Genomic DNA, 11,342 nt, shown 5'->3' with positions numbered 1-11,342 from the left:
TTCTTGGCTCCGTCGAGCATCTGGTTGTAGACCTCGGGGGTGGCGATCGGCATGTGACGTCCTCCGGGATGTCTTTGTGTCCGTCGGTACTGTCTGAGGAGTGTGACGACGGTCGTCGAAAATTCAGGTTCTAGATTTCGTAGATCAAGAAGATCGCATGGCAGCCTCATCCGAGGCATGGTGGATGTCCGCGCGCCTTCTCGTTTCGGTGCGCGCCGGCTGGCAGCGTTTCAGCGCAGTGCGCCGCACCCGGCGCGCCCTTATGAAACCGCGTCGTGGCGCAGATGAAGTTGACGATCTCATCTCCCATGGTTCGATCGTCGGTCCCGATGTGGGCGATCACCGAGAAGTTGTTGTGCCCGACGCCGTATAGAGTTGCGGGGAACTCGCCGGTGGCCTGCACCGCGGCAGCGAGGAGCCTCACCGCCTGATCATGCAGTTCCGGCGGGTCGAACTCGGCGATGCTGACAAGTAGCGGGATTCCGCTGTCCAGCAGACCATCGATCGACGAGGCGTTGGTCCGCCCCTGTTCGTCCGACCCGTAGTAGGAGGCGAACGCGCCGGGCGCGAGGCTTCCCGGGTCGAAGATTCCCGACGACAAGATCGCGGCGACCACCCCCGTTACCGCGTTCCGGAGGGCCGGTGTCGCAAGAAAGGTCGCTACGTGGGCCGCGCCCGCCGAGTGACCCATGAGAACGACCTGCTGGGGGTCGCCGCCGTACTCCGTGACCCGTCGCGCCAGGAAGTCCACGGCGCGACGCACGTCATCGGCTCCGGATGGGTACGTGGCAGCCGGCGCCAGCCGGTAGTTCATCACAACTCCGACGAACCCAGACTCGACGGCGAACCGACCGATGTTGTCATGCTCGGAGTCGCCGCGAGCCCGCTTGTCGCCAGCGACGAAGCCGCCCCCGTGCAGGAAGAGGAGCACAGGTCGAGCGACCTCGTCGCGCAATGTCGACATGTGGACGTCGAGGCGGTGAAGAGTGTCATCGCCGTATGCGAGGTCTCGAATCACTCGGTAAGTCTTCTTGGTCGTAGGTCGCGCTTTGTCGGCTACGAGCGAGACCTCGCGCGAGACATGTCCGATCTCCGTTGCAGGGTGCGCGGCTTTTCTACGCCTATTTGGCCCCCTCACCCCCAGATTCTGATCCACCAGGTCGCCTTTCCTGCCAGGCAGCGGAGCACGATCAGTCCCTGCTTTGTCGTTCCCTAGGGGCCGCGTCGCGTCTCGACCCAGCCATGCCTGGCGGACGCAGTTCCCTTTGCTGCGGTCGCCACGTGCAAGCAGGGAAATGGTGCTGGTCGTCACTGTCCGGTTGGGGCGGGCGGCGCGTTCCCTCGGGGCACGCCGGGGTGGCGAGGAGGTGACCGCGCGGGGTCGTGCCGCGGCTGTGGGGTGTCATGTACTGCAAGACCTGGGCCCGAACGCCCTGGGGGCGGCCGAGCCGACCTAGCCAGGCGCCTGGTGCCCTCAGGGGAGTCGGTGCTCAGACTTGATCGTCCACGCCGTTTCCGGCCAGGAGCAGAGCACGATGGACCGTGTCGTGACGCGGCCGGCCTCGCACTGGACTCCGCGAAGTAGCTCGTTCGTGGTCACCGCGGTGCCGCTGAAGATGACTCGTTCGCCTCGCACCAGGTTGTCAGTGCGAAGGACCTCCTCGACGCCTGCGGACCGCCGACGGATTTGAAATGACCCGCCCAGGCAGGACACGGCGGCAGCGGCGATGACCGACTCCTTCGCGTCGCCGGTGCCCAACAGCACGTCCACCGAGCTGTCGAGCCGGGCTGCTGCGATCGCCCCGGCGATCTCGCCTCCCTGCGGTACCCGGACCCGTGCACCGGCTTTGCGGACCTCGTTCACAAGGTCCTGTCGCGATCGATCGAGCACCGCGACTTCGACGTCCGCCCTCCGAATACCCTTGGCCGCGGCGACGGCCGACAGGTTCGTGGCCACTGACCGGGTGATGTCGACGACATCTACGCAGTCGGGGCCGACGGCCAGCAGTTCCACGACACCGGGCGGCGGGACGTGCAGCGAACCGCGTTCGGCCACCACGACCGATACCAGCGAGCTCAGAGCGATCTGAAGCGGCCGCTGTGGGCCACCCAGACCGATGCCGAGGTCGTAGAGCGGCGAGTCGCCCATCCCGGCCTCGTCTCCTCTGCACACAACGGGCGTCTCGAGCTCATCGTCACCGATCACCACGACGCCGCAGATGGGCACGGACATGAGGTGTTCGTGCACGGCGGCGGCCGCGGTCTTCCGGCTGTTCCACTGACCGCGGCCGCCTCTCCGGAGTGCCGCGATCGCGGCAGCTTCGGTCGCCCGGACGAGTTTCAGCGCGAGGGCCTGGTCAGGCCCTTGGGAGGCGCCGACGGTGCACCATTCGTGAGTAGTCATGATTCTCGATCCACTCAGGCAAATCCTGGGCAGGCGGGAAGAGCGAGGGGGGCCGGACCTCCGCGATAATCCGGCCGCCCTTCCCAGGTCAGTTACTCAGCGCGCTGCGGCGTTGGCAAGCGCAAGACCCGAGAGCACCTCTTGTGCGCGCCCCCGGTTCTTGTCCTCTCCCCGCCACGTCTCCAGCGCCGGTCCGACAAGTGCCCGACCGAACGAGTAGGTGAGCTCCCAGGGCAACGGGTCGAGCTTCTGCATCGCTCCGAGGTGCTGCGTCGCCAGCTCGGGGCGCTGGCCTCCGGACAAGAAGGCGATGCCCGGCACGGAGGCGGGCACCGTCTCCCGCAGCGTCTCGACCGTGGCCTGGGCGACGTCGGCAACCGTGGGCTGATCGGAGCTGCCGGAGCCGGCGACCACCATGTTGGGCTTGAGCACGATGCCGTCCAGCTGCACCTGCATGAGGTCAAGCTCCTCGAACAGTGCCCGCAGCACGGCGGTCGACACCTCCCGGCAACGCGCCAGGGAGTGGGTGCCGTCCATCAGCACCTCGGGCTCCACGATGGGCACGAGGCCGCCTTCCTGGCAGAGCCCGGCGTAGCGCGCCAGAGCGTGCAGATTGGCGCGGATCGCGCGATCTGTCGGCGTGTTGTCACCGATTGTGATCACTGCGCGCCACTTCGCGAACGCCGCGCCGAGGCGCACGTAATCTGCGACTCGTTCGCGCAGCCCGTCGAGGCCTTCGGTCACCGTCTCGCCCGGGGCGCCCGCGAGCGGCTTTGCCCCAGTGTCGACCTTGATCCCAGTGAGGATTCCGATGTCTGAGAGATAGTCCGGGAACGTGCGACCGTCGGTGACCCTCTGATGAAAGGTCTCGTCTGCGAGGATCACGCCGCTGATCGAGTCGGCGAGCTCGGGCGTGGTGACGATCAACTCCCGGTACACCCGGCGGCTCTCAGCGGTCGGCTCGACGCCGACCTTCTCCAGCCTGGCGGACATCGTCGCGATGCTCTCGTCCGCCGCAAGAATACCGCGTCTGTTGGACACCATGGCCCGTGCGACCTTGTTCAGATCCACCACTGTCCTCAAGCCTCCCTGGTCGGTTCGGAATCGGTGATCATGCGATCGCCTCGCGGGCGTCGACCGCTAAGGCATTTGGCGGCCGTGTTCGCGTAGTGATTGGTCGCGGCTTGTGAATCGATTCGATGGCGGGCTTGGAGGGGCCTTTGGACGTGGCGACGTCCACCAAATCCGCCGCGTATTCGGGGAGGCCTCGTTGCTCGCTCCACGCTGCGTAGATCGGCCGGGAAGGCATCGCTTGGTCGACCGCGACAAGATGAAGCCGTCCGTCCTCGAGCTCGGCTCGCACAGTGGAAGCATTGAGGACCGTCACTCGCTGGCTGGTAGCGACCGCCTGCTTGATCGCGCCGGTGAATGGGAGCTCGATATAGGCCTGCGGGGCGCCCGCCGCCTTCAGCAGTCTGTTCGTGAACTCTCGTAGCCCGGAACCGCGCTCCCGCAAAGCAAGGGGTGCGGCTGCGAGTTCCGACATCGTCAGCGGAGTAGTTCGTGCGGCCCACGGGTGCATCGAACCGACCACGACCGCAAGCTGATCGTCACAGATATAGCGGGTGACGACACCGTCGCGATCCTGCTGCCGCCATCCCTTGCCGCTCGATGGACCCCACCCGTCGATGAATACTACATCGACGTCGCTGGAGAGGATCGACTGCCGAAGTTCGTCGACGCTACCGGTTTGCACTTCGACCCTCGCCTCGCCGAACGAGAACCACGAGCGGTTCAGCCAGTCGGGTATCAGATGCTCGGAGATCGTGGGAGTTCCTCCGACGCGGATGCGTTTCGCCTCGGAGGACCGGGCCCGGGACCCGAATTCCAACAGCTCTCGCGCCGCCTGCATTACATTGCGTGCATATTTCGCCAGCATCTCCCCTTCTTCGGTAAGCGTCGAACCACTGGGGGAGCGTTCCAGAAGTCGAAGGCCCAACCGCCTCTCCATGGCACTGATCCGGGTGCTGGCGGCTGGCTGGGAGAGACTGTGGGCCTGCGCTGCTTTCCCCACGCTGCCGCAGCTCGCTACCGACAGCAGCAGGTCGAGGTCGGCGAGCTGCGGCATCTTGGACGGAAGCACCACTGATCTCACCCTCTCGCGTAGAACCTTCCGTTCACGTGATCGGTGACATTGCTGAAGGGCGCGTCCATGGTCAAGAGCCCGGACACGAACGCACGTAGCGCGAGGATGAACGGCGTGCGCCGGGCCCTGCACGGTCGGTCGGGCCTCTGACGGCCCTGCCAAGGAGTCATGTTCCCGTTGGTTCGGCCAGATTCTCCGTTTGTCCGCGGTCGGGCGCAGTTCGTCCCCGCCGGCTTGATGTCCACCCGGCTGGACCTGGGATATCACAGCAAATCGGGCTGCCCCCGAAGGCGCTGGTTCCTGAGGTCCGGACGTCGGCCTATCCGGCACCGGTACGTACGTGGCCGCGGCGACCTCGGACCTGCGTCCGCGCTCGTCAGACGATCAGGGGGACTGCCCAGGCTTTGGTTGACCCGTCTCGGGTGGGTGGGTCGGGCCGTGTGAGCGGCGGGTGAGAGGAGTGTCTCGAACTCGACGGGGGATTGAGCCTGCCGAAAGTTTCTTGTCGTGGTCGGCGGTGGTAGGTCGTCTCGGTCCACGACACGATCGCGAGGCGGAACTCGGTGCGGGTGGCCCAGCGTCGTCGGTTGAGCACGTTTGCTGCAGCAGGCTGAAGACCGACTCCATCGCGGCGTAGTCCGCGCACGTTCCGATGCTCCCCATGGACCCGCGCAGCTGTACCTCGCGATGGTCCCGCTGGTGGGCGTGGGAGCGGCATTGACTGCCGCGGCCCGAGTGCACGATTGCGTCGGGGTTGCGCAGGGTGATGGCGTTGCGCAGCACGTCGACGGCCAACGCGGAGGTCACGCGGTCGTTGATGGAGTAGCCTCCGATCCGCTTCGAGCAGGCGTCCTTGACCGCGCAGAGGTAGAGCTTGCCCTCGCGGGTGGGGTGCTCGGTGATGTCGGTGAACCACAACATGTGATGGGTGCCGTCGTGCTCCGCGCTCGGCGGTGGACTCGCGGCCCACGACGTCGTCGTGGACGGGCGGGCCCGGCATGCGCTGCAGGGCGTGGACCGACCAGAGCTTCTGCTGTGTGCAGAGCCCGTTCATGTGGTTGCGTGACGCTGTCCAGCCCTGACCGGTGAGTTCGTCAGTGATGAAGCAGTAGCCGAACTCGGGGTCGTCGTGGTGGATGTCGATGGGCGCGTTGGTCAGGTGCGCGTCGTCGTAGTCGCGGTCGGACACGGGGGTGGCGCGCCACTTGTAGAAGGCCTGTGTGCTGAAGCCGAGCCCCCGGCAGGTCACCGCGACAGGGATCTTGTCGGTGGCCACGAGCACCGACCAGCGGGGACATCGGTGAGGAAGGACGTCGCGGGCGCAGTCGGCGGTGGAGCGGCGCAGGATCTCGTTCTCCTGCTCGAACTGCGCGGCGCGGCGGCGCAGCTCCCGGTTCTCGGCCTCGAGGTCCCTCGCGTTCGCGGGCTTGGCTGTCGAGTCGGGGTTTCCGGGCTGATGCCGTCTTCGCGGTCGGCGATTGTGAGCCAAGCGTTGCAGCCAGGGCTCCCGAGATCCTGAAGTTCCGGCCAACGGCGGCGATGGAGTGGTCGCCCGGGCGGGCGACTGCGATCACGTCGCGGCGGAACTCCTTCGGGAACGGCTCGGGGCACGGTGTCGTTCCTTCCAGCGAGAAGGACGTCCTCACATGGTCAGGAGTCAACCGAACCCTGGGCAGTCCCGACCGATGATGTCCGGGGACGAGCCACAACGGCCTAGACCTCGCTCAACCGCGTGAGTGCGACGTCGAATGGTGCTTTCAGGTAGCTGTCGACGTCGCCGAGCGCGGCCCCGGAACCCATGCATTGGGCGCGGATCAACGGGGCGCTGGAGCATCCCGTGCGCGCCCTGGCCTAGGTATCGTCGCAGCCGCTCGCCCATCAACGCAGGGAGCCACCCGCGGCGATCGCACACAGCTTGGCGAACTCGTCGGGGTCAAGACTGGCGCCGCCGACGAGGGCGCCGTCGATGTCGCGCTCGGCCACGATCTCGCCGATGTTGTCCGACTTCACCGAGCCACCGTAGAGCACCCGCACGGCCCCGGCGACGGTGTCGCCGTACAGCTCGCCGAGCGTGGTGCGCAGCGCAGCACTCACCTCCTGGGCGTCCCTTGGGTCGGCGACCCGGCTGGTGCCGATCGCCCAGATCGGCTCGTAGGCGACCACGAGCGTCGCGGCCTCCTCCGGGGTGACCTGCTCCACTGCCGCGGTGAGCTGCGCGGTGCAGTGGCCGATGTGGCCGCCGCCCTCACGGACCTCCAGGCCCTCGCCGACGCACAAGATCGGCGTAATGCCGTGGGCGAACGCCCCGCGCACTTTCGCGTTGACGACGGCGTCGTCCTCCTGGCGGTACTCGCGGCGCTCGGAGTGCCCGACGACAACGTAGCGGCAGTTCAGTTTGGCCAGCATCGCGCCTGACACGTCCCCGGTGTAGGCGCCCGACCCATGCTGGCTGATGTCCTGTGCCCCATACGTCATCAGGAAGCCGTCGCTCAGCACCATGGTCTGAACGCTCCGGATGGAGGTGAATGGCGGGAGCACAACCACCTCAACGTTGTGGTAATACCTCTCCGGGAGGCCGAATGCGAGCTTTTGCAGGTAGCCGACCGCGTCCGTGTGGGTGAGGTTCATCTTCCAGTTGCCGACAATGAGGCGCCTGCTGTGGTTCGTCGCGGTCCCAAGGGGCGAGGTCATGACATCCTTGTGTTCTGATTCTGGTCGGCTGCTCCGTGGCCGTCGAGTGATGTTCGGCGATCGTGGACGGGAGGCGCTTAACGGCGCCGTTTCCAGGCCCATCGCGCCGCGTCTCCATCGGTGAAGGATCGTCCCCATAGGGGGTGGAGGATCCGGAGCATTGCGATCGGGCCGCCGACACGGAGCGTAAGCGTGGAGGCGGCATTGATGGTCGCCGGCTTGGCGTGCCCGCGGGAGAGTTCCATGAGCGGCGGCGGCTGCGTCGCACCGACGGGGTTCTTCGAAGAGGCGTCTCGTCCCCGGGCCGCGCCCGGCGGCTGCTAGTGCTGAAGGCGATCGCTATTCGGTCGTTCGGGTTAGCGGACAAGTCGTCGACATCCCGGTGAGCGGAAGAGCTAAATGAGCATCCAGCCCTACCTACCGCCGCCACCTGGCGTATCCCGGCACCCAGCAATCCCACGGTCATCCCGGCCAGGTCGTCGACAGACGGGTTCGCCGAATCATCAGGCGCGCCCAGCGTGGCGCGGACCTCTGCGGGACGCCCCGAGATACGGCCGAAAGCCGGGTGCAGGACCTCGCCAGCAGGGTCTATCCGCACTCGGATCGACTCGGTCTAGCGTGGTCCCGCACCTGCTTCGTGATCTCGACGGCGCTCGGCCTGTCGCTCTGAATTTCCTAGCGCACTGAGTGCAGCTCACCGACGGCGTCGTGATCGATCAGCTGCTCACTTGGCTGCAGGCCACAGCTTTGACAGCTCTGGATGGTCGTCATCGATCAGACGATGGGCTAGTGCGGTCGCCTCATTCGGATCGATCGAGTCGAAGACGGGGTCTCCGCTGGAGAGGCCTTCCAGCGTGTCAGCTAGCTTGCTCGCCGTGGCTGGAGACAGCTGGCTGTCCCGGCCGCCCGCCGCGTAGCGCAGGCGTAATACTCGGGCGGCCTGCCGCATCAAGGTGCTGTGGGCGTCCTGTGTGATCGCCGGGTGCCCAGATCGATCCTCATTCACGCTGGCCCCACGTCAGTTGGTGGCGCGCTTCTTGAGCTCGGCCGCCGCAGCACTCGGGTCAGAGGCGCTGTAGATCGCCCCACCCGCCACCGCGACCACAGCGCCGGCCTCACGCACGGAACTGATCGTGTCCGCCTTCACTCCACCCGCGATCGAGAACGGAACCCCGGCCTCACGGCCGTCCGCGAGCAGCTGCTCGATCGAGTAACCCGGACGCGCCTGCTCGTCCAGACCCGCGTGGATCTCCACGAACGACACACCCAGCTTCGCGACCTCACGAATCCGAGCCACCCGGCCATCGACCACGCTGATCATGTCCGCGACGACCTGCTTGCCGTACTTCTTGCCGGCCGCGACAGCACCGCGGATGGTGTCGTCATCCGCCGACCCCATCACCGTCACCAGATCAGCACCCGCCTCGAACGCGAGCTCCGCCTCCAGCTCACCAGCGTCAGCGGTCTTGAGGTCAGCGAAGACCAGCTTGTCCGGGTGCGCAGCCTTGATTGCCGTCACCGCGGTGATACCCGCCGACTTCACCAACGGTGTCCCCAGCTCGAGAATGTCCACGTGCTCGGCCACCTGGTGCGCCAGCGTCAGCGCGGAAGGGAGGTCCAGGACATCGAGCGCCACCTGCAGCTTCACGAAAATCTCCTCATCACACCTAGTTCAGCCAAGTCCCAGAACCATCACGGCAACCACCTAAACCGGCAACACCTCAGCACATGCGAAAACGCAATCCCCCGATACGTGCACCGGATAACCTCGCACCGCTCCGGGCCGACTTAGGCTCGAAGACGTGTCGAGTCCGCCCCTGATCGCTCCGTCCATCCTTTCCGCCGACTTCGCCCGACTCGCCGAGGCGATAACGGCTGTGCGCGGAGAGTCCGGTCGGGGCGCCGACTGGGTGCACGTGGACGTCATGGACGCCCACTTCGTGCCCAACCTAACCCTGGGCCTTCCCGTCGTGACGTCACTACTGGCTGCCACGGATCTACCGGTGGACTGCCATCTCATGATCGAGAAGCCGGACCATTGGGCGATCGGCTACGCAGAAGCTGGCTCGTACAACGTGACCGTCCATGTCGAGGCCACAGAAGATCCGGTCATGCTCGCGAAGAACCTGCGCGCGGCGGGCTCCAAGGCAGGATTGGCGATCAAGCCCAACACGCCGCTCGAGCCCTACCTCGACGTGCTCAAGCACTACGACACCCTGCTCGTCATGTCGGTGGAGCCCGGCTTCGGCGGCCAGTCGTTCATCGCTGAGGTCCTTGGCAAGGTCCGCCAGGCACGGCGATTGGTTGACACCGGCCACCTGAATCTCTTGGTGGAGATCGACGGCGGTATCAACGCTGACACCATCGAGCAGGCGGCTGAGGCCGGCGTCGATTGCTTCGTCGCGGGCTCGGCCGTCTACGCAGCCTCCGATCCCGCACAGGCGGTGGACAGGCTCCGTCGCCAGGTGGAGTCGCTCGCCGAGCGACCGGCCTGAATCAGATACCGAGCATGCGCCTGAGATCCGGGGCGTGGCGTCGGGAGACGGGGACGAGTTCGTGAGCACGGGCATCTGTGATGAGAAACAGTTCTCCTCGGATGCCCCGCTCGATCTCCGCCACCCGGCGAAGGTTGACCAGATAGCGCCGGTGTACTCGGCGAATCCCGTAGGGGGCGAGCGACCGTTCTACGTTGTCCATGCCCCGGGTCGCGGCCTGGACCCTGCCGCGCTCCGTGACCAGCCAGACGATGTTCCGGTCGGCCTCGGCGTAGCGGATCTCCGATGGAGCGAGGAGAACGAGGCGGTCATCACGAATTCCAATGACGGCTCGGGGCAGGCGAGCGACCGCCTGGCTATCGTCCTGCTCATAGGCCTCACCCTCCTGGATACCGAACTCGCACAGCATCCCGACCACGAGGTTCGAGTCCACCACGGGGCGCATCGTCAAGGGCATCGCTTCATCGCCGGGGGACACCGGCAGCCGCGCGTAACCGCTCCATGCCGGGTCTACCTGCGCCCGCTCCTTGGCCCACCGCACTGCTTCCGGTAGTCCGGCGATGTCGGGGATCCAGCGCGCCGCCGGTTCGGTCGCACCTGTGACGATGGGAGTTTCCATCGACAGTCCGAGCATGGCCACAGCGGCGTCGTTGGCCGCGATCACGTTCCCGCCGCGGTCCATGGCCATGAGCGCACCCCTGGCCTGCTGGCGCATCGAGCTGAACTTGGCGACGACGGTGTCGGCCTCGTAGATCGCCCGCTGGCGGATCTCCTGTTCCACGCATCCGACGGACTTCTTCAGCCATGGCGCCACGAGGCTGGGTAGCGACGCGTTCCACCGCGAGATGTTGATCGACGCGACCGGCGCGCCCGTCACCACATCCAGGATGGAGATACCAACGCACGCCCACTGATGGAACGCTTGGCACCAGTGTTCTGGCCCCGTCACCGTGACCGGGCCAGATACCTCGAGTGACGTACCCATCCCGTTGGTGCCTGCGCCCTCCTCCGACCACGACGACCATGGGGCCAGGTTGTGCAGCGCGGCCCGCCGCTGCGCGGCGGGATCGCCCCAGGCGCCGAGAACGCGCCCATCCCCGTCCGTCACCGTCACGATGGCGCCGTCACGTTCGACCTCTTGGCCGGCCAACGCACCTAGTCCCCCGAGTTGGGCGTAGACGACGTCGTTGCCGACCCGCTGGGCCTCGTCGCTGCGGGCTCCCGGTGCCACGTCCATCATGTGGTCGACGGCGTAGCGATCACGACATCGGTACCACGAGGCGAGGATCTCCGGGCGCACGCCCGTCTCGATGTTCTCGCCCGCAGCAAAGTCCTCCCACGCGCGAGCGACTTCCTTACCTGACGAGGTCGCCGCCAGGGAGCCGCTGGGCATGCGGTCGCGTCCGCTGGGCCGCCTTGATGCGATCACCAGCGGCGGGACTCTCCTGGTCATTGCGACCTCCTCGTCGTTCGCTCGGTCCTTGAGAAGGACGTCCTTCGCCGACACACGCGGCTCGGTAAGGGCCGCACCCTTCCTCGGGCAGAGCTAGTGCCTCGTCAGGCAACGTTCGGTAGGTAATCGGGCCTGCGGATCCTGGACTCGGGA

Annotated in this window: 9 protein-coding genes and 1 pseudogene; 1 reads left to right on the top strand and 9 read right to left on the bottom strand. The window is 66.4% G+C overall.

Annotated features, from left to right (window positions below; translation table 11 throughout):
• Nucleotides 1-166: 166 nt before the first annotated feature.
• The 8 genes and pseudogenes from PSD17_RS19300 to hxlA all read right to left on the bottom strand — a co-directional run bounded on the left by PSD17_RS19300 (nucleotide 167) and on the right by hxlA (nucleotide 8,889).
• Nucleotides 167-1,156: an alpha/beta hydrolase gene (locus PSD17_RS19300; protein WP_339123970.1), complete on the bottom strand. Its 990-nt coding sequence runs from the start codon at nucleotides 1,154-1,156 to the stop codon at nucleotides 167-169.
• 318 nt (nucleotides 1,157-1,474) lie between these two features.
• Nucleotides 1,475-2,404, bottom strand: a complete 930-nt coding sequence (locus tag PSD17_RS19295) for a fructose-bisphosphatase class II (RefSeq protein ID WP_339123968.1) — start codon at nucleotides 2,402-2,404, stop codon at nucleotides 1,475-1,477.
• 96 nt (nucleotides 2,405-2,500) lie between these two features.
• Nucleotides 2,501-3,475: a class I fructose-bisphosphate aldolase gene (locus PSD17_RS19290; protein WP_339123966.1), complete on the bottom strand. Its 975-nt coding sequence runs from the start codon at nucleotides 3,473-3,475 to the stop codon at nucleotides 2,501-2,503.
• A gap of 40 nt (nucleotides 3,476-3,515) precedes the next feature.
• Entirely contained in the window at nucleotides 3,516-4,550 is a 1,035-nt protein-coding gene (locus PSD17_RS19285) for a LysR family transcriptional regulator (RefSeq protein ID WP_339123965.1), read from the bottom strand.
• Nucleotides 4,551-4,984: 434 nt separating this feature from the next.
• Nucleotides 4,985-6,178, bottom strand: a pseudogene (locus PSD17_RS19280) (IS3 family transposase); the annotation flags it as partial.
• Nucleotides 6,179-6,428: 250 nt separating this feature from the next.
• Entirely contained in the window at nucleotides 6,429-7,241 is an 813-nt protein-coding gene (gene tpiA / locus PSD17_RS19275) for a triose-phosphate isomerase (RefSeq protein WP_339123964.1), read from the bottom strand.
• Between the two features lie 724 nt (nucleotides 7,242-7,965).
• Nucleotides 7,966-8,247, bottom strand: coding sequence for a hypothetical protein (locus PSD17_RS19270; RefSeq protein ID WP_339123962.1), 282 nt, complete (start codon nucleotides 8,245-8,247; stop codon nucleotides 7,966-7,968).
• 12 nt (nucleotides 8,248-8,259) lie between these two features.
• Entirely contained in the window at nucleotides 8,260-8,889 is a 630-nt protein-coding gene (gene hxlA, locus PSD17_RS19265) for a 3-hexulose-6-phosphate synthase (protein ID WP_339123960.1), read from the bottom strand.
• A 169-nt stretch (nucleotides 8,890-9,058) separates the two neighbouring features.
• On the opposite strand from hxlA, the gene rpe reads away from it, so the two are divergent.
• Nucleotides 9,059-9,736 carry a ribulose-phosphate 3-epimerase gene (gene rpe / locus PSD17_RS19260; protein ID WP_339123971.1) on the top strand — a complete coding sequence of 226 codons (678 nt, stop codon included), beginning with the start codon at nucleotides 9,059-9,061 and terminating at the stop codon, nucleotides 9,734-9,736.
• 1 nt (nucleotide 9,737) lies between these two features.
• On the opposite strand, the gene PSD17_RS19255 is transcribed toward rpe, so the two are convergent.
• Nucleotides 9,738-11,243 (bottom strand): LytTR family transcriptional regulator DNA-binding domain-containing protein, encoded by a 1,506-nt coding sequence (locus tag PSD17_RS19255; RefSeq protein ID WP_339123957.1) that lies wholly within the window; start codon nucleotides 11,241-11,243, stop codon nucleotides 9,738-9,740.
• Nucleotides 11,244-11,342: the final 99 nt, after the last annotated feature.

Source organism: Pseudonocardia sp. D17, from assembly GCF_036984265.1.
Classification (GTDB): Bacteria; Actinomycetota; Actinomycetes; order Mycobacteriales; family Pseudonocardiaceae; genus Pseudonocardia; species Pseudonocardia benzenivorans.
Note: the sequence above shows the minus strand (reverse complement) of the source record. Positions and strands in the feature narration are given on the sequence as shown.